This is a genomic window from Acetobacter lovaniensis (genome assembly GCF_014207635.1).
Classification (GTDB): domain Bacteria; phylum Pseudomonadota; class Alphaproteobacteria; order Acetobacterales; family Acetobacteraceae; genus Acetobacter; species Acetobacter lovaniensis.
The window spans coordinates 1-21,284 of record NZ_JACHIE010000005.1 but is presented as its reverse complement, the minus strand read 5'-3'; the positions used below and the strand labels follow the sequence as shown (position 1 = coordinate 21,284).

At 56.7% G+C, this 21,284-nt stretch carries 18 protein-coding genes and 3 pseudogenes; 12 read left to right on the top strand and 9 right to left on the bottom strand.

Annotated features, from left to right (window positions below; translation table 11 throughout):
* The first annotated feature begins 2 nt into the window (after positions 1–2).
* Together HNR55_RS06925 and bfr are read left to right on the top strand one after the other, a co-directional pair.
* Entirely contained in the window at positions 3–1,001 is a 999-nt protein-coding gene (locus tag HNR55_RS06925) for an Lnb N-terminal periplasmic domain-containing protein (protein WP_166113210.1), read from the top strand.
* Between the two features lie 162 nt (positions 1,002–1,163).
* The gene (bfr, locus tag HNR55_RS06920; RefSeq protein ID WP_415453874.1) at positions 1,164–1,652 is read left to right on the top strand and encodes a bacterioferritin; all 489 of its coding nucleotides are present in this window, start codon (positions 1,164–1,166) and stop codon (positions 1,650–1,652) included.
* A gap of 56 nt (positions 1,653–1,708) precedes the next feature.
* Here the strand turns inward: bfr and HNR55_RS06915 are convergent, their stop codons facing one another.
* Both HNR55_RS06915 and HNR55_RS17180 read right to left on the bottom strand, forming a co-directional pair.
* Entirely contained in the window at positions 1,709–2,068 is a 360-nt protein-coding gene (locus HNR55_RS06915; protein ID WP_166113319.1) for an ArsC family reductase, read from the bottom strand.
* Positions 2,069–2,083: 15 nt separating this feature from the next.
* Positions 2,084–2,527: pseudogene (locus HNR55_RS17180) on the bottom strand (HIT family protein); the annotation flags it as partial.
* A 138-nt stretch (positions 2,528–2,665) separates the two neighbouring features.
* Here HNR55_RS17180 and HNR55_RS06905 point away from each other — a divergent pair.
* The 4 genes and pseudogenes from HNR55_RS06905 (at position 2,666) to HNR55_RS16905 (ending at position 7,375) form a co-directional block, all read left to right on the top strand.
* On the top strand, positions 2,666–2,938 hold the full coding sequence (locus HNR55_RS06905; RefSeq protein WP_166113216.1) for a YtcA family lipoprotein: 273 nt from the start codon (positions 2,666–2,668) through the stop codon (positions 2,936–2,938).
* Positions 2,939–2,941: 3 nt separating this feature from the next.
* Positions 2,942–3,991, top strand: a complete 1,050-nt coding sequence (gene mdtN / locus HNR55_RS06900) for a multidrug transporter subunit MdtN (protein WP_166113219.1) — start codon at positions 2,942–2,944, stop codon at positions 3,989–3,991.
* Positions 3,918–5,417: pseudogene (locus HNR55_RS06895) on the top strand (FUSC family protein); the annotation flags it as partial. The gene mdtN and the pseudogene HNR55_RS06895, both read left to right, overlap by 74 nt.
* A gap of 455 nt (positions 5,418–5,872) precedes the next feature.
* Positions 5,873–7,375 carry a TolC family protein gene (locus tag HNR55_RS16905; protein WP_242005476.1) on the top strand — a complete coding sequence of 501 codons (1,503 nt, stop codon included), beginning with the start codon at positions 5,873–5,875 and terminating at the stop codon, positions 7,373–7,375.
* On the opposite strand, the gene HNR55_RS06890 is transcribed toward HNR55_RS16905, so the two are convergent.
* Genes HNR55_RS06890 through HNR55_RS06880 form a run of 3 tightly spaced genes read right to left on the bottom strand, consistent with a single transcriptional unit; the run spans position 7,348 to position 9,020 of the window.
* Positions 7,348–7,911: a DNA-3-methyladenine glycosylase I gene (locus HNR55_RS06890; RefSeq protein WP_166113222.1), complete on the bottom strand. Its 564-nt coding sequence runs from the start codon at positions 7,909–7,911 to the stop codon at positions 7,348–7,350. The genes HNR55_RS16905 and HNR55_RS06890 overlap by 28 nt on opposite strands.
* Before the next feature lie 27 nt (positions 7,912–7,938).
* On the bottom strand, positions 7,939–8,364 hold the full coding sequence (locus HNR55_RS06885; RefSeq protein WP_166113225.1) for an ArsR/SmtB family transcription factor: 426 nt from the start codon (positions 8,362–8,364) through the stop codon (positions 7,939–7,941).
* A complete protein-coding gene (locus tag HNR55_RS06880; RefSeq protein WP_166113228.1) occupies positions 8,361–9,020 on the bottom strand; it encodes a peroxiredoxin in 660 nt (219 codons plus the stop codon). Before HNR55_RS06880 ends, HNR55_RS06885 begins: the two co-directional genes overlap by 4 nt.
* 106 nt (positions 9,021–9,126) lie before the next feature.
* Between HNR55_RS06880 and HNR55_RS06875 the strand changes: the two genes are divergently transcribed.
* A complete protein-coding gene (locus HNR55_RS06875) occupies positions 9,127–10,053 on the top strand; it encodes an MBL fold metallo-hydrolase (protein ID WP_166113231.1) in 927 nt (308 codons plus the stop codon).
* 57 nt (positions 10,054–10,110) lie between these two features.
* Complete coding sequence (locus HNR55_RS06870; RefSeq protein ID WP_166113325.1) at positions 10,111–10,878, top strand: sulfite exporter TauE/SafE family protein; 768 nt, start codon at positions 10,111–10,113, stop codon at positions 10,876–10,878.
* A 96-nt stretch (positions 10,879–10,974) separates the two neighbouring features.
* Here the strand turns inward: HNR55_RS06870 and HNR55_RS06865 are convergent, their stop codons facing one another.
* Complete coding sequence (locus HNR55_RS06865; protein WP_166113234.1) at positions 10,975–12,738, bottom strand: SulP family inorganic anion transporter; 1,764 nt, start codon at positions 12,736–12,738, stop codon at positions 10,975–10,977.
* A gap of 35 nt (positions 12,739–12,773) precedes the next feature.
* On the opposite strand from HNR55_RS06865, the gene arsC reads away from it, so the two are divergent.
* Complete coding sequence (gene arsC / locus HNR55_RS06860) at positions 12,774–13,124, top strand: arsenate reductase (glutaredoxin) (RefSeq protein WP_166113237.1); 351 nt, start codon at positions 12,774–12,776, stop codon at positions 13,122–13,124.
* A 93-nt stretch (positions 13,125–13,217) separates the two neighbouring features.
* On the opposite strand, the gene HNR55_RS06855 is transcribed toward arsC, so the two are convergent.
* A complete protein-coding gene (locus HNR55_RS06855) occupies positions 13,218–15,662 on the bottom strand; it encodes a membrane-bound PQQ-dependent dehydrogenase, glucose/quinate/shikimate family (RefSeq protein WP_166113240.1) in 2,445 nt (814 codons plus the stop codon).
* Between the two features lie 508 nt (positions 15,663–16,170).
* Here HNR55_RS06855 and HNR55_RS06850 point away from each other — a divergent pair.
* Complete coding sequence (locus HNR55_RS06850) at positions 16,171–17,847, top strand: alpha-keto acid decarboxylase family protein (RefSeq protein ID WP_166113243.1); 1,677 nt, start codon at positions 16,171–16,173, stop codon at positions 17,845–17,847.
* Positions 17,848–18,136: 289 nt separating this feature from the next.
* Positions 18,137–19,774, top strand: coding sequence for a carbohydrate porin (locus HNR55_RS06845; protein WP_242005477.1), 1,638 nt, complete (start codon positions 18,137–18,139; stop codon positions 19,772–19,774).
* A 24-nt stretch (positions 19,775–19,798) separates the two neighbouring features.
* Here the strand turns inward: HNR55_RS06845 and HNR55_RS06840 are convergent, their stop codons facing one another.
* Entirely contained in the window at positions 19,799–20,233 is a 435-nt protein-coding gene (locus HNR55_RS06840) for an acyl-CoA thioesterase (protein WP_306309677.1), read from the bottom strand.
* A 291-nt stretch (positions 20,234–20,524) separates the two neighbouring features.
* Here HNR55_RS06840 and HNR55_RS06835 point away from each other — a divergent pair, with 291 nt between their 5' ends.
* Entirely contained in the window at positions 20,525–20,758 is a 234-nt protein-coding gene (locus HNR55_RS06835; RefSeq protein ID WP_166113249.1) for a hypothetical protein, read from the top strand.
* A 420-nt stretch (positions 20,759–21,178) separates the two neighbouring features.
* On the opposite strand, the pseudogene HNR55_RS06830 reads toward HNR55_RS06835, so the two are convergent.
* Positions 21,179–21,284 (bottom strand): annotated as a pseudogene (locus HNR55_RS06830) (IS5/IS1182 family transposase); the annotation flags it as partial.

The following is a 21,284-nucleotide window of genomic DNA, read 5'->3' as shown; positions in this document are numbered from 1 at the left end:
TCATGCGCAAACACCGCAGCCGCCACAAAAGACCATGGAAACTAACCGCCATAACCCTGATTTTTGCGGCTTATGCCTGTGCGGCCTTTTATTATTCCACACTTGAACCCGATCTGCTGCGCCTTGGAGCAACCAGCCTGTGCGGGCTGCTTTTTGGAGCAACATCCTGCATCCGCCAGCCCGTGCGCCGTATTGCAGCCCTCTGCGGGCTTTGTGCGTGTTTTACCATATGGTTCTGCACCAACCGTCCCAGCAATAACCGGGAATGGGCCGGGGAATATGCCGTGCTGGCCGATGCCATACAGGATGGCCGCATGGTCCATGTGCGCAACATCCGGAATTTTACCTATAAAACCGAAACCGATTATACCCCACACTATTACAACGCGGATTTTGATCTGGACCACCTTGCCACCATAGACCTGATAACATCCTACTGGGCGGGAGAAAGTATTGCCCATGTGTTCCTGTCCTTCGGGTTTGATGATGGCCGCCACCTTGCTGTTTCCATTGAAACACGCCGCCAGAAAAAGTTTTCCTATTCCACCATCGCCGGTTTTTTCCATCACTATGAACTGACCTACGTTACCGCCGATGAACGTGACCTGATTGGTGTGCGCACGGATATCCGCAAGGAGCGTGTGTATCTTTACCGGCTGGAACTCTCTGCCCAGACCCGAGAAACCGTTTTTAAAAACTACCTGACGGAAATACACAAACTCACCACCACCCCACGGTGGTACAACACGCTTATGGACAACTGCACGACCGAGATTCTGGCCCGCGCCAACGCCCGGACCCGTTACAGGCTGGACTGGCGAGTACTGTTGAGCGGGTACACGGCCTCCCTCGCCTACGATCTGGGATTGCTGAACACACATTATGATTTTGCAACGCTCCATAACCTCAGCCGAATAATGCGCCCCGCAAATGCCGTGCCAGATGCGAATTACTCTAATGAAATACGGAAATCTCTTCCACTCGCACTTGAGAATAAATAAAAGTAACGGAAATATGTGCGTATCACTCGCATTTAGATGAAAATCTATTGCAAGTGATAATTATTTTTCCAAAACAATTTGATTTTTCACATTTTTTTGTTTGCGGCACGCTATCTCTTATAATATGCTTTGTTCCAGTTCCTTTGTGATCGAGAGTAAATCATCATGGTCAAAGACCCTAAAGTTATTGAACACCTGAACATCCAGCTCACCAATGAGCTGACCGCCATCAACCAGTATTTTCTGCATGCCCGCACCCTGCGCCATTGGGGCGTGACCCTGCTGGGCAAAAAAGAATACGAAGAATCCATTGAGGAAATGCGTCACGCCGACTGGCTGATCGAACGCATTCTGTATCTGGGCGGCCTGCCCAACGTGCAGCGCCTGAACACGATTCTGATCGGTCAGGACGTCAAGGAAATCCTTGAATGCGACATGAAGCTGGAAGAAAAGGCCATGAGCGATCTGCGCGAAGGCATTGCGTATTGCGAAAGCGTGCGTGACTTCGTATCCCGCGACCTGCTGCTGAAGATCCTATCCAATGAAGAAGAACATGAAGACTTCATTGACCGCCAGTTCGACCTGATCAAGCAGATCGGTATTGAACGCTACATCCAGCTCAACTCCGCTTCCGCTCCTGAGCAGGAATAAAAATTGCCCTGCCGCCCGGCTTATAATAGGCCGGGCGGCAGTCTGCTTTTACCTGCCTAGCTTTTACCCAACGCCGCAGCGTAGAGCTCCGGCTTAAAGCCCACCTGCAAACCCTGCTGTGTTTCAAGCACCGGGCGTTTGATCAGTGTCGGATGGACGGCCATAAGGGCTATGGCGCGCTTTTCTGTCAAATCGGCCTTATCCCCATCAGGCAGCTTTCTGAACGTTGTGCCCGCCTTGTTCAGCAGTTTTTCCCACCCGACCTGAGCGGCCCACGCCTCCAGTTGCTGCGCGGTAACGCCTGCCAGTTTGAAATCATGGAAAACATACGCAACATCGTGCTCTTCCAGCCAGTTGCGGGCCTTGCGCACGGTATCGCAATTTTTAATGCCATATAATGTCAATCCGCCAGACATTGCATTCTCCTCTACGGGACCAATCCCCAAAACGTTGCGCATTTTTTGCATGAATGCCGCATCCTCTGCCAGATCGAACGGTCGCGCCTGCGCAATATCATACGCCACACAGAGAGGCAGTAATCGCTGGGCCTGCGGTTCCGTTGCATAGCGTGGCACAATATGGGTGTGCAGCGATGGCGCCTGATTACACCATGTTTCGTAATTGATCCGCGCAGCCCCCGTAACCTCAAGCAACGCATCCCCTACCCGCACAACATCCTGCAGATAGTCCAGCCGCTGCTGGCCTTGCAGGTCATTCACACTGGGCACGGCGGGGTCTGCCAGCAAAATGCAGTATCCTGCCACCGGTTGTGTATCGGCCACCACCAGCCAGCCAGACGCCATACGGCCAATAACCTTGGGGTAGGCGCCCTTGCGTGCAAGTTCCACGCGCTGCTGTATGACATTCTGCGTCATTACTTTACCTCTGCCCTCTGAGAGTAGGTTAATATCATGTCAACACTTAATCTCTTACCCAAGAAATGACACATAAATACTCATAATGACTGCATTTTCTTGACAGTAAAAGCATGTTCACGTCCTAATGCCATAATCATGCGCTACCGTTCCCTTCAGCGCGCCATACCTGTTCTGCTTCTGCCTCTGGCAGGGTGCAAGATTGCGGGCGCACCGTCTTTTCCACTGGCTGGAGCCTACTTCCCCAGTTGGATGCTCTGTGGCCTTCTGGGCATTCTGGTGGCGGTAGGTTTGCGCGTGCTGTTCCTTGCCACGGATATCGACGCCCTGCTCCGCCTGCGGCTGTTCACCTATGTCTCGCTTGGCACCATAACGGGCCTGCTGTTCTGGCTTTTGGCATTTGGGCCGTAACGCATGAAAAAAATATCCCTTTCCAACCGCAATCCCATTGGTCTTGCCGTGGCTGTGCTCTGCATTGCGGCGGCCTCTGCCCTTGGCTACTACGTTCTGGGGCAGGATGAATCCTACCCCTCCACCGATAGCGGAACGGTGGATGCCGAGCTGGTGCATATTGCCTCCACAGTTGGCGGGCGGTTGCAGGCTTTGAATGTGCATGTCAACCAGTCGGTCAAAAAAGGGGATGTGCTTTATCAACTGGACCCCGAACCCTATACTCTGGCCGTGCAACAGGCCACAGCCGGGCTGGCGCTGACACAGGCCGGAGTGGAGCAGCAGCAGCGTCTGGTTGCGGTAGAAGCCGCCAATGCCGACATTGCCAGAAATCAGGCTCTCCGGGCCAAGACCAACCACGACCTTGCCGCCCGCACCGTAGAGCGCCTGCGCCCGCTTGCCAGCAAATCCTATATTCCGTGGCAGCAATATGATCAGGCTCAGGTCGCCCTGCATGATTCGGGTATTACACTGGACCAGAGCCACCAGCAGGCCACAGCGGCACAGGTTGCTGTTGGGGACCTGAACAGCTCCATTGCGGCCCGGCAAGTGGCCGAGGCCACGCTGGCCCAAGCCCGTTACGCCCTGCGCCAGACCACCGTTACGGCCCCCGCAGATGGTTATGTTACCAGCCTGCGGGTTATTCCGGGGGAAGTTCTGATACCCTCGCAGGTGCTGTTTACGCTCATCGCCAATGACGGCTGGTTTGTTACCGCCAACATGCGTGAAGGCACGCTCCACGCCATTCACCCGGGCGACTGCGCCACGGTTTACTCCATGATCAACAGAACCACCCCCATACGCGGCCATGTGGAAAGCATTGGCTGGGGAGTGTTATCCGCTGATTCTGCGGGTCTGAGCCGCGCTTTGCCCTTTGTCCCGCGGGAGATGGACTGGGTGCATGTAGCCCAGCGCTTTCCTGTCCGGATCAGGCTGGAGCATGCCAACCCGCAACTGCTACGGCTTGGAGCCACAGCCACAGTGGAAATACGCCATGGCGCAGCCTGCGACTGATACAGGCAAAAGCACTCTGGCCCGGATATGGTGGCTGATCCGCGCGCCCCTGCCGGGTCGTGGCAGCCATAGCCTGCGCATGGCCGCTGCCTGCACCATGGTCGTGCTGATCGGTGAGATCTGGCAGATCCCCGATGTGGCCGTGCCCGCCCTGTGCACCATGGCTCTCTGGCAAAAGGACCGCACGACCAACATGCTGGCGGGTGTTGCGGTCAACCTTTTGATCGTGGCCATTCTGGCGCTGCTTTTTGTGCTGATCCATCTGACACTGGACCATCCGTTTGGTCAGGTCGTGGCGATCATGCTGCTGTCTTTCTGCTTCTTTTTTCTGGGTTCGGCCAGCAAGCTCAAGCCTGTTGCCTATCTTCTGGGGCTGATTGTCGTGTTTGCCCTGGTTGTTGCCGATCTGGTCCCGATTGGGGAAATTGCAACCCGCGCCCTGCTTTATGCAGATCTGTTCATTCTGGTTCCCGGCGCGGTGATGATTGTGTGCGGCCCACTGATCTGCCCCTCCCCCGCGACACTGATGATGCGTGAGATTGCCGCGCGCCTGCGCCTGTGCGCCACATTGCTCGAACAGCCCGACAGCGACCATCTGGACTACGCCCGCGCCACATTGCGCGAGGGGGCTGGCGGCATGCTCAGACTGCTGAAAATGGCGAAGCTGGAAAAAGTCCTGCACAAGGACCCGCTTGCCCATCTGGAACAGTCCGCCTACTCCAGCGTTGCGGCCCTTGCACTGGCCCACGCGGCCTTCCGGGATGGAGAAAAACAGCTAGAAAATATGGAATTTTCACAAACCCTGCGTGATATGGCGGAAATTTTTTCGCATAACGGCTATCCGCAGGATATTCCCCACCTGAACGCACCAGATCATGCGCCCGCTCTGGCCCAGTTGGCCAATGTGCTGCATGGCTTTACCGACCCGCCCTCCCCCTCCGCGCAGACCGTACCATCACTCGAGCCAAAATCGGGATTTTTTACCCCAGATGCCTTCAGCAACCCCGAACATGTGCGTTTTGCGGTCAAGGGTACAGCAGCTGTGATGATCAGCTACTTTATCTTCACCATCCTCAACTGGCCGGGCATCCACACCTGCATCATCACCTGTTTTATTGTCGCCCTGCCAACCGTGGGAGAAATGACAACAAAACTGCGGCTGCGTATTAGCGGAGCACTGGTCGGGGGTGCCATTGGCATTGCCTCCATTATTTTTGTCATGCCCCATCTTTATAATATTGCGGCTTTTCTACTTCTGATTTTTGTCGTGTCCCTTTTTGCCTCCTGGGTCAAAAATGGAGATGAGCGCATAGCCTATGCAGGTTTCCAGATTGGCCTTGCCTTTTTTCTGAGCGACCTTAAAGGATATGGCCCCACAACAGACATGACCACCGCGCGCGACCGTATTATCGGTATCCTGCTTGGCAATTTTATAACCTACGCCGTTTTTGTCACTTTCTGGCCTTCCAGCGCATACGCTCCCATTGCCCGGCATTTTCGCACTCTGCTTGATGTTTTAAAAAAACAGATCACCATAACCGACCCCACAGAACAGACCCGGCTGGCCGCCACAGTTCAGGAAAACCTGTTCAGCGCGGAGCGTACTCTGGAACTGGCCGAAGCCGAGCCTGCACACATGCGCGCGCGCATGCCACTCCTGCACACTTACGCCATTTTAACACGGCAAGCCGCCATTGTGGCCGAAAACGGGCTCATCCCCTCCCGACGACAGGCCGCTCAGCAACACATCCAGGACATGGAACAGGCCCTGACATCAGACACCGCGCCCCGCCCCCGGTCCTGCGTGGCCTACCCTGCCTTCTACTCGGCCTTGCAGGCTGCGCCACACAAGCGCTGGAGAGCGCTCCCGCCCGGCCAGACATGCCATGGCAGCCCAACATTGCCGCCAATGGGGAACTCCTGCCCGGCAAGGCTGGCCGCTCCGGGCTTAAACTGCCCCCCGGCTACGTGCTGCCTGCAAACCACGCCCTGGAACCCCGGCCCGCAGAGAGCAGCATCGACACCACACACATCTATACGCTGCCCGAACTCATTGATATTGCCCAGTCCTCCAACCCGAGCACGCGCCGGGCCTGGAACGCCGCGCGGGATGCCGCTCTGGCAGTGGGAATTGCCCGCACCGCCTACGTGCCACATCTTACGGCCTCCATTGTTGGCGGGTATGGCACCCGACATGACAACAATGCCTTTAATCTGGAAAATGGCGGGCTGGCTGGCAGCATTATCAATAACACCAACACTCCCCGCACCCAGAATAACGGGCATGGTGAGGTGCAGACGCTGAACATGGAATGGCTGCTGTTTGACTTTGGCAAGCGCGAAGCCATGATTGATGCGGCCTCCCAGTTACAACTCGCCAGCAACGTGCTGTTTACCGCTGCCCACCAGAAGGTCATTTACGGTGTTACACTGGCCTTTTACACGCATGCCGCAGCCGTAGCCCGCGCCAGACTGGTAGAGCAGGCACTCCGCAATGCCCGCAGCGTTCAGGCCGCAGCAGAAGCACGTCTGCATCAGGGGCAAGGGACGATTGTGGATGTCGCCCAGACCCAGCAGATGACCGCACAGGCCGAACTCCGTCTGGTTCAGGCCCAGAACGGGATTGAAAATACGTATCTGGAACTCATGACATCCATGGGCATTGCCCCTTCAACCCAACTCCGCACACAGGACGTGGCGGGGCGCGCACTCAACATTGACGACATGCGTATGACAAATGACATGATCCGCACGGCCGTTTCCCAACGTCCGGATGTGCTGGCGGCCTACGCCGCGGCCAAAGCCGCGCGCAGCAATGTAACGGCGGCAAAAGCCGAGTTTCTGCCAAAAGTTTTTGTTACAGGCAACGTGGCCTATACAACCGGGCATCTGGCACTTTCCTCCGTGCCGGGAGCAGGCGCGGATTCATCACCAACCCTTAACCTGTCCTCCAATAACTTCAGCAGCCTTGTGCTGGGAGGGATTTCGGTCCCTATTTTTGATGGCGGGATGCGGGCTGCCGTCATGAAGCAGGCCCAGAACCGGGCAGACAGCACACAGGTTACGCTGGAGCAGACTCTGGACGACTCAGTCAAACAGATTGTAGCGGCAGAAAACGGCCTGCACACAGGGCTGAGCGCTTACCGGGCCGCCAGCAGACTGGAAGCCGCAGCCCAGACCAGTTTTGACGCCGCCTTTGCAGCCTACCGCAGTGGTGTTGGGTCCATAACCCCCGCAACGCTCGCCCAAAGCGGGTTGCTGGATGCCCAACTGGCCCGGTCGGACGCCTATTATGCCGCTCTTATCGCGGCTGCCAGTCTTGGCTTTGCAACCGGGGCCATTGGCAATGTGCCAGATCAGGGGGCGGATGAACCTGCCCGGTAACAAAAACACGTGGCCTCGTGCCCATCCAGCATACCAACCGCCTGCATCCATGCCTGCGCGGTTGTAGGGCCCACAAAACGGAACCCTTTATGCTTAAGGGCTTTTGCAACAGTTACGGACAAAGGGGAGTGCGGCTCCAGCCCGCTCCCGCGCTCATGGGCCTGTGCCGCGCGCACCATGCTCCATGCGAACTGGGCAAAATCTTCCCCGCGCTCCTGCATGGCAAGCCATGCCTGCGCATTAGCTACAGTCGCGGCAATTTTAGCACGGGAGCGAATAATACCCGCATCCCCCATAAGCCGTGCCTGATCATCCTGTGTAAAAGCAGCGACCCTGCCCGGTTCAAATCCACAAAAAGCCTGCCGGAAATTCGTGCGCTTTTGTAAAACGGTATTCCACGACAACCCGGCCTGAAAGGTTTCCAGCACCAGCGCTTCCCATAAAGCGCGGCTATCTGTTACGGGGCGTCCCCATTCCTGATCGTGATAGGCACGAAGCACAGCATTGGACCCGGCCCACTGACACCGCACCAGCATGCCAGAACCGCTCACCCCCTACCCGTTTTACGAACGCGGAACATCAGTCGGTCGGATCATGGCAAACTGCGCCCCACCCTCCGCTTCCCGCTGGGCTGTGGTGCGGCGGGACGCGGCATACCGTTCGGATACAGCCCGCAGGGCAGGCAGAGCAGCACGGTCTCCACGCAGTAGTCCGATCAGGGCACGCACACGCAGGGATTCCTCCTCACTGGCGAGGCTGTAATGAATCGTGCGGGATTCGCGCCTTGGCACCACGATTTCAGCCCGGCGCAAGGCGCCAAGCTGCTGGCTGAGCGTAGGCTGGCCTATGCCGGTGAAGGATTCCAACTCCCCGACCGCGAGGGAGCTATGTTCAAGCAGCGCATCCAGAATCATCAGCCGTTGCGGCTGGGCAAACAGCTTCATACGCTCCACAAGCTGCCGCGCTTCTTCTACACCCAGTGCACTCATGCCTCGGCATCCTTACTCATGTTCATGAACCAGTCTGGCCCTGCCTCCATGACATCTTCGTGTGTCTGGCCTGTGGGAAGCACCACATCCGCCCCTGGCGTCCAGCCTTCAGGTGTCATGACATCCCCCCGCTCAACCCGTTGCAGGGCACGCAGCACACGCAGCATTTCGGCCACGGAGCGGCCAACTGTTGCAGGGTACCAGGTGATCACACGCACAATGCCGTGTGGGTCAATAAAATACGCCGCCCGCACGGTCGCACTATTGCGCGCATCCAGATCAAGCATACCGTAGGCACGTGCAATGGCGAGCGAAGGGTCTTCGATCACAGGGAAGGTAACTGTGACATCAAAACGCATGCGTATGGCTTCCAGCCATGCCAGATGGGCGGGCAGGCTATCTACCGACAGGCCGACCAGCGCGCAGTCCATCTCATCAAACTGGGGAACGGCCCGCGCCATGGCAATAAATTCGCTGGTGCAAACGGGCGTAAAGTCCGCAGGATGCGAAAACAGAATGACCCATCGCCCGCGCAAACTGCTGAGCGTAAAATCACCCTGCGTGGTCCGGGCTGTAAAATCAGGTGCTTCGTCTCCGATCTTCAGGGACGATGAGTGAGGCACCAAAGGACAGATGTCTGCTATGCGATCGTTCATGGCAGTTTCCTTTACGCGAAATCCCGACCTTGACGCAAGATGGTTTCATATTTAGTGAAATAAAATATACAATGTTACAGTAAGTTATAAATAATTGGAGTCTCCCATGTCGGATACCGCCATCACAACAGCTACGGCCCAGATTCTGATGACACTCCGTCATCCCCAGACCCGCCCCGTGGTGCAGAGTTTTTTTGATCCGGCGACCTTTACCGCCAGCCATGTTGTGCATGACCCCGCGACAAAAGAGGCCGCGGTCATTGACAGCGTTCTGAATTATAACGCCGCATCCGGCCGCACCAATTACACCTTCGCCCAGCAGATTGTGGATTACGTCAGGGCGCAGGACCTGCATGTCGTCTGGCAACTTGAAACACACGCCCATGCCGACCACCTTTCCGCCGCCCCCTGGTTGCAGGAGCAACTTGGCGGCAAGCTGGGCATCGGGGCTGATATTGTGCGGGTGCAGGAAGTGTTTGGCACAATCTTCAATGCCGGTACAGAATTTGCGCGTGATGGCTCCCAGTTCAACCACCTGTTCAAGGATGGAGAGCAGTTCAAGCTCGGCAATCTGGACTGTATCGTCCTGCATGTTCCCGGCCACACGCCTGCGGATATGGCCTTTATCATCGGGGATGCCGCCTTTATTGGAGACACGCTGTTCATGCCCGATTACGGCACCGCCCGGGCCGACTTCCCCGGTGGGGATGCCCGCATGCTGTACCGCTCCATCCGCCGCCTGCTGACCCTGCCCACCCAGACACGCCTGTTCCTGTGCCATGACTACAAGGCCCCCGGACGCGATACCTTTGCATGGGAAACAACCGTGGGAGCCGAACGCGAGCACAACATTCATGTGCATGATGGCGTGGACGAGGAAGCCTTTGTGGCCATGCGCACCAAGCGGGACGCCACGCTGGACCTGCCCAACCTGATCATGCCCTCCGTGCAGGTCAACATCCGTGGGGGACATATGCCTGAGCCGGAAGACAATGGGGTCAGCTATATCAAAATCCCCGTAAACCGCCTGTAAGCCCCCTGCCACCCCGACCACGCGTACTCTGGAGACCCCATGTTAGCACCCCACCTTATGCATATCGCGCTGGAAATTGTTTCAGGCGCAACCGTGGGGTTCACCCTTGGACTGGTCGGAGGGGGCGGGTCCATTCTGGCCGTACCGCTGATGGTCTATCTGGTTGGCGTGCCCAATGCGCATGTCGCCATAGGCACCAGCGCCCTGTCTGTTTCCATCAACGCGCTGGTTGGACTGGCCCATCATGCGCGCAATAAAACCGTAAAATGGCGGTGTGCGGGTATTTTTGCCCTCTGCGGCGTGGGGGGGGCTTTTCTGGGCGCATCTCTGGGCAAGGCGGTGGATGGTAAACACCTGCTGTTCCTGTTTGCCCTGCTCATGGTCGGAGTTGGCGTGCTCATGATCCGTGGCCGTAACAATACCGGCTGCCCGGGTGCCGGGTGCAACAGGGAAAATGCCCCCAAGGTTATGGCCTGCGGGTTTGGCACGGGTATGCTTTCCGGTTTTTTTGGCATTGGCGGCGGCTTTTTGATTGTGCCGGGCCTTATGGCCTCCACCAGCATGCCTATCCTTAACGCAGTTGGCACATCACTTGTGGCTGTAGCGGCATTCGGGTTTAGCACCACCCTCAGTTACATGCTTTCCGGCTATGTGGACTGGCAGCTGGCCGGTCTTTTTATTCTGGGTGGAGCCCTCGGCAGCAGCATCGGCACTAAAACATCCCATGCTCTGGCAGGCTCCACGGGCAGGCTGACCACAGTGTTTGCCTGTCTGATTTTTATAGTCGCGGCCTATATGATCTGGCAGAGCATCCGCCAGTTCTAGGGCCGAACATCCCTGACATCCCGGCAGTCCTGCACTGCATGTCTGGTAACACGACCTGCTCGCCCACGCAGCCCGTGCAAAACGCGACCCGCCTGATTAAGGTCGGGCCTGAGGCCGGTGAAGCTGCTGCGCCACCGTTTGCTCCGCGCTGGCCATGGCCTGATGAAGCTGGGCATAAACATTGCCCTCCCCCAGAGCACTCACAATATGGTGCCGCTCCATGTCGACCAGTGCATAGGAAGCAACCCGACCAAAAATAACCCGCACACCCCGCGTATGCAGGCGGAGCAGCACATCACGCACAACACTGGCCGCGGAGTAGTCAATGTCTGTAATAGCGCTGCAATCAACCACAATGCACCGCACAGGTGTTGGCGCACCCGCAAGGAGCAGCTCAATATCCTCTGCAAAAAGTGAACAGTTCGCGTAGAACAGATCAGCGCAAAACCGATACACCACAAGTCCCGGTGCGGTCTGCTCCCCTGCGCGAACGGGAACCGCCTCAAGCATCTGCGTTGCAGGGTCTGGCTTGAGCACCATCGTATGGGGCCGGTAGCTGTGTCGCACATGCCGGAACAGCGAAAGGGCAATCGCAATGAAAATGCCCTGTTCCACGCCAATACTGACCACTGTCGCCATGGTCACCAGCGCGAGCCGGAACTCTCCGGGACTTTCCTGCCGGATATGGTTCAGGGCAGCAGTATCAATCATGCCCACAGCAACACAGAACACAACCGAGCCCAGAATACAGCGAGGCAGATACTGGAGTGGTCCGGTAAAAAACAGCAGCACACACAGCGTAACAGCGGCAAACACAAGCTGGGCCCTCTGGCTGGTGCCCCCGGCCTGCACTGCCATGGCGGTCTGGGTCGGGCTGCCATTAACCGTAAAGGTGCCACTTAGCCCGGCTGCGGCATTGGCTGCGCACAGGCCCATAATATCCGCATTGGCATTAACGGTTTCATGCAGCCGGTAAGCAAAGGCATGGGATGTTGCCGCACTTTGCGCGATAATAACAAAAACGCATGACGCTGACACTGGCAGCAACGCCAGAAGCTGCTGCCAGGAAACCACAGGCACAGCAAAGTGCGGCAAACCACCCTGCATGGGCCCCAGAACCGTTACGCCATACTGCGCCAGCCCCAACAGCCAGCTTAGCCCCAGCGCCCCCAGCACCACCCCCAGCGCCACGGGTCGACCGGGAAAAAAGCGCGCACCATACAGCAGGATCGCACAGGCCATGCAGGAAATACCGACCGAAAGCGGGTGCATATGCGCACCAGCTCGCACAAAACCCACAAATTGCACTACGGTATTGTGCGAGCTGACATCCAGTCCCGCCATATCATACAGCATGCTTATACTGACCTGCACACCCACACCGGCCAAAAAGCCAACCAAGACAGTGCGGGACAGAAAATCCGCCAGAAAACCCAGCCTGCATAAACGAGCCACCAGCAGAAACCCTGCATTAAGCAAGGCAACCGCACTGACCAGATGGATATAGGCCGCACTGCCCACTGGCTCCATTTCCGACAGGGCACTGGAAAAAATAGCAGCCGTGGCGGAATCTGCCGCAACCACCAGATGGCGGGATGAACCAAAAAGCGCAAAAGCCACCAGCGGGAACAACACCGTGTACAGCCCGGTAACAGGAGGCATACCCGCAATCCGCGCATAACCCAGCACCTGCGGAATGTTCATGGATGCCAGAGACATCCCTGCCCACACATTTTTGCCGACAGAGAACGGTTTTTGCCACCAGCCGGTTAATGTACGCACACAGCCCCCCTGCCCTACCCTGCGTTCCCTGCTGGCCTGCTCCGGGTTGGATCGGCTCTTGCCAGCCTTGCAGAACATGCAACAATCGCACCTTTGTAAAAGAGGCATGTAACATGACTGTAACAGTTTACCACAATCCGTCGTGCGGCACGTCCCGCTCCGTGCTGGAACTTGTGCGCAATGCGGGCATAGAGCCCGAGGTGGTGCTTTACCTTAAAACACCCCTCAGCCGTGATCAGCTTGAGGATCTTGCACGCCAGGACACGCTTGGAGCACGCGACCTTTTGCGTACAAAAGAAAAACTCTGTGCAGAGCTTGGTCTGGACAGACCCGAAGTCACAGACGCCCAGATTCTGGATGCCATTGCCCAGCACCCCACCCTGCTCAACCGTCCTGTTGTGGTAACACCCAAAGGGGCAAAAGCCTGCCGCCCGGCCAGTGTAGTGCAGGAACTGCTGCCATAACCACGCACATGCCCCGGCATGAGAGCGCATAAAAAAGGGGTCTGTCCGGCTTATGGTAAACCAGACAGGCCCCTTACTGCCTAACACATAGGGTTAATGCGTTGTGGAACCTGCACCTTCGGGCAGGGCGTAGGCGATAATGTAATCCCCTACATCTGGTGAGTGGCTGGCCCCACCTGCGGAAATAACCACATATTCCCGCCCGGTTTTAGGAGAGCGGTAAATAAGCGGTGCGGCCACAGCCCCCACGGGCAGGCGCTGCTTCCACACTTCCTGCCCGGTCCGGGAGTTCAGGGCGCGCAGGTAGTAGTCCTGTGTTCCGGCAAAAAAGACCAGACCAGAGGCGGTGGAAGTCGGGCCACCCAGCGTAGGCATGCCAATTGGCACTGGCAGATGGGTTTTCATGCCCAGCGGTCCAAGGTCTTCCACCGTACCCATGGGCACCTGCCAGACAATTTTTTTGGTGTGCAGGTCTATGGCTGTCATGGTGCCAAAAGGCGGTGTGTTGCACGGCACAGCCAGCGGGGATTGCAGAACATCAATTTTAACGCCGCCATATGGTCCGGCCAGCTGAGGGCGGATAGTGCCCATGAATCCCGGCACCTCGTCTGTGGAGACCTTGAACCTGCGGGCATTCTCCCGCGTGACCAAGGACATCCGCAGCGGCATGCGCATGTCATTGACAAACATGAGCCCGCTGTTTTCATCCACCGAAATACCGCCCCAGTTCATTCCACCCAGCAGGCTGGGCCATTCGATGTACGGTTTTTCGCCCGGTGGGGTAAATGGCCCGGTATAAACCGAACTTTTGAACATGATCCGGCAATAAAGCTGGTCAAACGTGCTCACCCCCCACATGGCGCTCTCGCTCAGCGGGTCCGCACCAATGGTGGGCATGCCAACAGAAAACGGCTGGGTGGGGGAAAGATGTTCGCCCTGCGCCGCGGGAGTTGTGGCAACCGGCGTTTCCACCACTTCGGTCACAGGCTTGCCTGTGCGCCGGTCGAGCACAAAAATATGCCCGGTCTTGGTGGTCTGGATCAGGGAGGGGATTTTCTCACCCTGTGCATTGGTCACATCATACAGCACCGGCTGTGAGGGCAGGTCATAATCCCACACATCATGGTGTATCAGTTGCGAGACCCAGCGCGTCTGCCCCGTAGCGGCATCCACGGCCACAACAGCAGCCCCGAAGCGGCCATTGGCAGCACTCCGGTCCCCACCCCAGTAATCAGGCGGGCCGTTGCCGGTTGGCAGGTAAACAAGGTTGAGTTCCTTGTCGTATGTCGGCACCGTCCAGACATTGGGGGTGGACAGCGTGTAGGTCTGATCGGGTGCCGGGGCCTGCGTATTATCAGGGTTACCCACATCCCACGCCCAGGCAAGGGAGCCATCGCGCACATCAAACGCCCGCACAACGCCTGAGGGTTCACCGGGCATGATGTCACGCACCCAGCCGCCCACAACCACCAGATGCCCCATAACAACGGGAGCGGCTGTGGGGTGGTAGCGCCTGCTGTTTTCGGTTGGACCCATCTGCTTTTTAAGGTCCACAAACCCCGCATTGCCAAAGCCCGCACACACTGCACCGCTATGGGCATCCAGTGCGAACAGGCGTGCATCAACGGAGGATACCAGAATACGCTGGCGGCAGTCTGGGGCAGTGTAGCTGGCCTTCTGCTCCTGTGTCAGACTGGTATCTGCATCCATGTCGTAATACCCGACACCGCGGCAGCTTACATGCTCGGCCGTGACGGCATTGGGGTTGAACTTCCAGATTTTCTGCCCGGTATCGGCATCTATGGCGGTAATCAGGTTTTCTGGTGTGCAGGAATACAGCACATTCCCGATCTGCTGGGGCGTGTTTTCATCCGTGCCAAAAGCGCTCCCGCTTACGCGGCGGCCGGTGCGGTACACCCACGCAACCTTAAGCTGGTTTACATTGGCAGGAGTAATCTGGCTGTACGGCGCAAAACGTGTACCGCCAGCGCTCCGGCCATAGAACTCCCAGTCCTGCGGAGCGTCTGGCGCACCAGCCTGCGCCACCTTGGCGGCATCACTCAGCGCGTCAGGGTTGCTCAGTGTTCCATGCGGGAAAAACGCCAGAACCAGCGTGCCCACCAAACCCGCCATAACGGCGAGACCGCCCCATGCACTCCACCGCCGCGCATCCGCCCGAACGGTGGGGAAAAGGGCTGCCAGCCACAGGCCAAGGGTCAACAGTATGGCGGGCACAACCAGACGGGGCAGCAACTCCCAGTAGCCAATCTGCGGTGCATCGTAAAAAGCCCACAGGCATGTGGCCGCAAACACAGCAATGGATGCTGGCAGCGCACTGCGTCTGCGCAGGAAAAACAGGGCCGCCAGCCCCATATAGGACAACCCCGCCAGCAGGTAGTACGCCGAGCCACCAAGGACCAGCAACTGCCCGCCACCATAAGCCAGAACAAGCCCCACCCCGGCACTCAGCAGTGCAAAGAGAACCCGGTATATATCGGCCCCTGTTATCCGGCGTTCAGTTTTGAATGGTTCATCCATTCCTTATTCTCCCAATTCCCTCAGTTCCCAAAGACCACATGAGTGCAAACCCGGCACAACCACCCTGGCCAGACCACACCCTGCCATTCCTGAGCAAAGACGGTGGTCTGTGTTCCATGACCTTGGATGCTGTCAATAATAATTTCGTATTTTACAAATCACGCATTGCCATCAACAAGAATACGATGCGGCTTTTCAGGGGCATGACACGGTATAAATCCGCCCTGTATCACGTTGAGGTGAAACACGGAGCACCCCGGCAGCGCATAAAGCCCGTTCAGTCTCAGGAACCGCACATGCGTAATCCTTGCACATCACTTAAGCCTTTGAATTATCATAATTATTCCAAAATTCTCACGTTAAAATGCTTTCATGACGCCCTCAAGGCATACTGAAAACATATGGGTTATGGCAGCTTCATATATTGGACATTCCCCCGGCATCGCGCGTTTAACTGGACGTAACGCCCCTGCACGCAGGACCATTTTTTAAGGAATTCGCCTCTACCATGACCTATACAGTTGGAATGTATCTGGCCGACCGTCTGGCACAGATTGGTCTGAAACATCATTTCGCGGTCGCCGGGGATTACAATCTGGTCCTTCTCGACCAGCTCCTGCTCAACAAGGACATGCAGCAGATCTACTGCTGTAACGAACTGAACTGCGGCTTTAGCGCAGAAGGCTACGCCCGCGCGCATGGGGCCGCCGCAGCCGTTGTGACCTTTAGCGTTGGCGCCATTTCCGCCATGAACGCCATTGGCGGCGCCTATGCGGAAAACCTGCCCGTTATCCTGATCTCAGGCTCCCCCAACAGCAATGACTACGGCAGCGGCCATGTGCTGCACCACACGCTGGGCAACACGGATTACGGCTACCAGCTTGAAATGGTGCGCCACGTAACCTGTGCAGCCGAAAGCATTACGGACGCAGCCTCCGCCCCGGCCAAGATCGACCATGTCATCCGCACGGCCCTGCGTGAGCGTAAACCGGCGTATCTGGAAATTGCCTGCAACGTCTCCTCCGCGGAATGTGCGCGTCCCGGCCCGGTTACGTCCCTGCTGGCAGAACTGACCCCCGACACCACAAGCCTGAACGCCGCCGTCGATGCAGCAGTCGCCCTGCTGGAAAAATCCGAGCGCGCCGTCATGCTGGTTGGCACCAAAGCCCGCTCCGCCCATGCACTGAGCGAAACAGAAGCACTGGCAGACCGTATTGGCTGCGCCGTAACCATTATGGCCGCCGCCAAAGGGCTGTTCCCCGAAGATCACGCCAGTTTCCGTGGCCTGTACTGGGGCGAAGTCTCCGCCCCCGGCGCGCAGGAACTGGTGGAAAAAGCCGATGCCGTGCTGTGCATTGCCCCCGTGTTCAATGATTACTCCACCGTTGGCTGGACCGCATGGCCCAAGGGCGAGAACGTGCTGGTGGCCGACCCCAACCGCGTAACCGTTGGCGGGCAGACCTTTGAAGGCTTTACCCTGCGTGAATTCCTGACCGCTCTGGCCAAAAAAGCTCCCCATCGCCCAGCCAGCGCGCGTGACACCCAATACACGCCCACCAAAATTGCGCCCGCCGCCCCGGATGCACGCCTGACAAATGACGAAATGACCCGTCAGATCAACGGCATGCTCACATCCAAAACCACACTGGTGGCGGAAACGGGGGATTCCTGGTTCAACGCCATGCGCATGCATCTGCCGCGCCATGCCCGCGTGGAAACAGAAATGCAGTGGGGCCATATCGGCTGGTCCGTGCCCTCCTCCTTTGGCAACGCCATGGGCTCGCAGGAACGCGAACACATTGTTATGGTGGGGGATGGCTCCTTCCAGCTCACCGCGCAGGAAGTCGCCCAGATGGTACGGTACGAGCTGTCGGTTATTATCTTCCTTGTAAACAACCGTGGTTACGTCATTGAAATTGCCATTCATGATGGCCCGTACAACTACATCAAGAACTGGGATTACGCCGGTCTGATGAACGTGTTCAACGCTGGCGAAGGCCATGGCCTTGGCATGACGGTTACAACCGGCGCAGAACTGGCAGACGCCATTAAAAAGGCACAGGCCAACCACCGTGGCCCAACCATTATTGAATGCCAGATCGAACGCACGGACTGCACGGATATGCTGGTCCAGTGGGGCAAGCGTGTTGCCTCCGCCAATGCCCGCAAGCCGCACGTTTCATAACAGACAGCCTGATTTTCCATTCAGGAAACGCCCCGGATGCAGGTCCGGGGCGTTTTTTTATGCCTACACCCGCAGCACTCACCGATACGTTATTCAAATCACGTTATCTTATAATAAGTTTTTTAAAAAACCATGTTACGCAAAGCCCAGTTCCACCAGACCTTAAAAGGATTACTGGCCGCGGCATGTTCCGCACCACGCAACTGGCAAGATTAAATTGGAAAACATGTTTTTTTGACTATGTTTTCCCAAAAAATCCTTGCATGAAAATATATTAGAAAAACACTATATGACCATAAAATCATCAGGACTACTGGCTCTGGCCACGTGGGGCTTTGCGACCTTTTGCCACGCTACGCCAGCACAGGCGCAGACGGCTCCCTCCGCTCCTGCCAACTCCACGGAACTGGTTGAGCACGCCATGCGCCAGAGCGATGAGCAATCCCTCCTGCCCGACCCCCATGTGCTGCAACGCCCACTCAACTCCCCCCTGCCCCCCAGCGGTGTGCCCGTGGCCCCCTGGCCGGGTCTTGCAACAATGGACATTCCCAGCGTGAATGATTACGGCGCCACAAAGCCGCACCATATCATGACCCTTGAGCCCCTGAGCCTGCATGAAGGGCCCTCATGGCTCTTACCCTCCGAGGTGGACGCCCAGCGCCGCACGGACATGGAAGACCCCTACTACGTGCCCACAGCAGGCAGCAGCCACCTTGTGCCCCAGATTATGCCTTTCCGCACCCGGTTGCAGCAGAAGGGGTTTGCCTTTTCCTTTACCTACAAGGGGGAGGCCATGGGCAATATCAATGGCGGCATCAAACGCGGCATGGACTACGTGCATGAACTGACAGTGCAGATGAATTTTGATCTGGGCAAAATGGCCGGGCTGGAAGGCTGGTCAGTGCATACGCTGCTCATGAACCGTGCTGGCCGCGAAGTCTCGCACGATATGGTGGGCGAATATTATGTTAATCTCATTGAGGTTTACGGCCTGTCAGGGCATGTTGTAGCCCATCTGGTTGATCTGTACGCAGAAAAGCAGTTTCTCAACAACCGTATGGACATGACCTTTGGCCGCATGTCGCTCACGCATGTTTTTGCGACATCTCCACTCCTCTGCTCTTTCATGGTCACCTGCTCGGCTCCCGTGGCGTTAAAGCTGGACCCCGGTTTTTCCGTTTACCCCAAGGCCACATGGGGCGCGCGCGTGCGCTTCCGCCCCACGCGGGACACCATGCTACAACTCGGAGCGTATCAGGTCTCCCCCCTCAACGGGAATCCCAGCGGGTGGTCCTGGGGGAGTGAGGAGACAACAGGCATGATGCTGCCCATAGAATTTACCTGGCAGCCCTTCCTGACCCGCAACCGCCTGCCCGGCCACTATGTTTTTGGTTATGCCCACGATACATCGCGCTACGCTGACCAACTGGGGAGCAAACCCGCTGGTCTATTCAGCCAGCCCGGCCGGGAACGCAGCGCACCCATGGATATTTTCTGGTTTGAAGGCGACCAGATGATCTACCGTATAGGGGGCCGCAACCAGATGGCGGGCGGCTACCTGATGGCAGGGTACATTCATAACACCCCCCATGTTTCAACCATTTCGGACGAGGCCTATGGTGGCTTCTCCTTTAACGGGCTTATTCCCTCCCGCCTGACGGACAGGCTGGGCATCCTGTATTCATGGTACCATGTGAGCGACCGCAAGCGACTTGGGCAGATGTATGCGCTGGATGCGGGCATGTCGCTTGGTGCGCAGGTCCGGGGGCCACAAACGGACTCCCATGTGATTGAGGCATATTACGCCATTGACGCCATACCCGGCGTAACCGTCCAGCCGGAATTTGAATACATGATCCGGCCGGGGGAAACATCGCACATTCCCGATGCGGCTCTGGTGGGCCTTAAGGTTATTGCCAACCTGTAAGCACACCTGTGCGGGAAGGATCTGTCAGTTCTCAGGCGGCGCCTTCTGGTCCGCCAAATGCCATTCCTTGTCCAGGGTCTGCGGCCGTCCGTCCTCACCCACAGCAACAAATACAAAATTTCCTGACGTGACCTTCTGCCGAATATTTGTCCGCCGGATACGCCGCACGGATTCTGCGCAGATGGTAATGGACGTGCGCCCCACCTTGACGATGCGCGTGTAAACATTCAGTTCATCCCCCACCGCCATGGGATGATGGAACACCATACCGTTAATAGCCACGGTTACACATTTGCACCCGGCAAACCCTTCCGCCGCAGTGCTGGCGGCAAGATCCATCTGTGAGGCAACCCAGCCGCCAAAAATATCACCCGCGGCATTTGTATCCCTGCGCATGGCCACAACCCGCACAGCCAGATGCGCATCCGTTGCCCAGTCACTTGGTTCAGTCTTCCCCACGATCGCCCCTTTTGCCTTCACATGGTCCTTGGCTTGAATGTTAGTTCCATGTTTCTCCATTCCGGGCCAAACATACAGTGGAATCTATGCGCGACACCCATGCCTGTAGCAAACGTGAAAATCCGGACGGCAGAACTGACGGGGACCTGCACAGCAGGATTGACCCCAGAGCCACACTGCTCACGCATTTGTTATATTGACCGTTGCAATATCATAGTCACAGAAGGAAAATTATTTTACACGAATCTGTAGATTCGTTCATACTCAGGTAGAAAGTAAGGAGGCATAACAATGTACAAATACGCAGTTTCCTTTACGGACCAGGCACAGAATACTATCTGGAACACCACACTTCAAGCAAAGAACAACAATACTAACAACGCGATTCAGATCGCAACAAATGGCACTGGCGAAGTTTACGCAAGTAACCTGAAAGAAGCCCGTGTTAACGCCAATGAAAAATTTCTGGATAAAACCATTGAATCTGTCATGCAAGAGAGGGGCGTTGGAGCTTTTTACGCATAGACTGCATTGCATAACCTGATCGGAGATACAGATTTACAGTTTTTTATCCCTTTTTTCTAAAAATATCATTACTTGAGCAGGACATTCTGGCACTATGCCGCCTTGTGTGGTCATGGATGTTCTTCCGTATTTTATGCCCCCTTCTTCACACAGGCTCCAACCCAAGACCCTAAGCCATGCTATGGCACCATCAGGATTCCATGGCACGGGCCTCCGTTACGACGTTACGATGAAGAACAGACCCCGTGAAAAAATTCTGAACTCATGTTTCATGCTCCCGGTCACACGCGTGGTCAGAATAGAGGCCTTTACCACCGAGAACCGAACAGCCAGTTCCTGTTCCTTACCCATACAGCAGACATGCGGCTGATCCGGCACGGCACAAAGGACATGAAACCTGACAGGTACTACGGCGTGTCGTCAGTTAAGCAGGATGATGATTGAGGCGAACTGCACGGCTGCGAGGAAGGTCGATTTCAGTTTATCGTAGCGGGTTGCGATAGCGCGAAACTGCTTGAGTTTATTG

Coding starts and splice junctions, on each gene's coding strand:
- HNR55_RS06855 (WP_166113240.1), bottom strand. CDS start 15,662: ATGGATGAACCATTCAAAACTGAACGCCGGATAACAGGGGCCGATATA.
- HNR55_RS06925 (WP_166113210.1), top strand. CDS start 3: ATGCGCAAACACCGCAGCCGCCACAAAAGACCATGGAAACTAACCGCC.
- mdtN (WP_166113219.1), top strand. CDS start 2,942: ATGAAAAAAATATCCCTTTCCAACCGCAATCCCATTGGTCTTGCCGTG.
- HNR55_RS06865 (WP_166113234.1), bottom strand. CDS start 12,738: ATGTTCTGCAAGGCTGGCAAGAGCCGATCCAACCCGGAGCAGGCCAGC.
- HNR55_RS06845 (WP_242005477.1), top strand. CDS start 18,137: ATGACCATAAAATCATCAGGACTACTGGCTCTGGCCACGTGGGGCTTT.
- HNR55_RS06890 (WP_166113222.1), bottom strand. CDS start 7,911: ATGCTGGTGCGGTGTCAGTGGGCCGGGTCCAATGCTGTGCTTCGTGCC.
- HNR55_RS06835 (WP_166113249.1), top strand. CDS start 20,525: ATGTACAAATACGCAGTTTCCTTTACGGACCAGGCACAGAATACTATC.
- HNR55_RS06870 (WP_166113325.1), top strand. CDS start 10,111: ATGCATATCGCGCTGGAAATTGTTTCAGGCGCAACCGTGGGGTTCACC.
- HNR55_RS06875 (WP_166113231.1), top strand. CDS start 9,127: ATGTCGGATACCGCCATCACAACAGCTACGGCCCAGATTCTGATGACA.
- HNR55_RS06905 (WP_166113216.1), top strand. CDS start 2,666: ATGCGCTACCGTTCCCTTCAGCGCGCCATACCTGTTCTGCTTCTGCCT.
- arsC (WP_166113237.1), top strand. CDS start 12,774: ATGACTGTAACAGTTTACCACAATCCGTCGTGCGGCACGTCCCGCTCC.
- HNR55_RS06880 (WP_166113228.1), bottom strand. CDS start 9,020: ATGAACGATCGCATAGCAGACATCTGTCCTTTGGTGCCTCACTCATCG.
- HNR55_RS06915 (WP_166113319.1), bottom strand. CDS start 2,068: ATGTCTGGCGGATTGACATTATATGGCATTAAAAATTGCGATACCGTG.
- HNR55_RS06885 (WP_166113225.1), bottom strand. CDS start 8,364: ATGAGTGCACTGGGTGTAGAAGAAGCGCGGCAGCTTGTGGAGCGTATG.
- HNR55_RS16905 (WP_242005476.1), top strand. CDS start 5,873: ATGCCATGGCAGCCCAACATTGCCGCCAATGGGGAACTCCTGCCCGGC.
- HNR55_RS06850 (WP_166113243.1), top strand. CDS start 16,171: ATGACCTATACAGTTGGAATGTATCTGGCCGACCGTCTGGCACAGATT.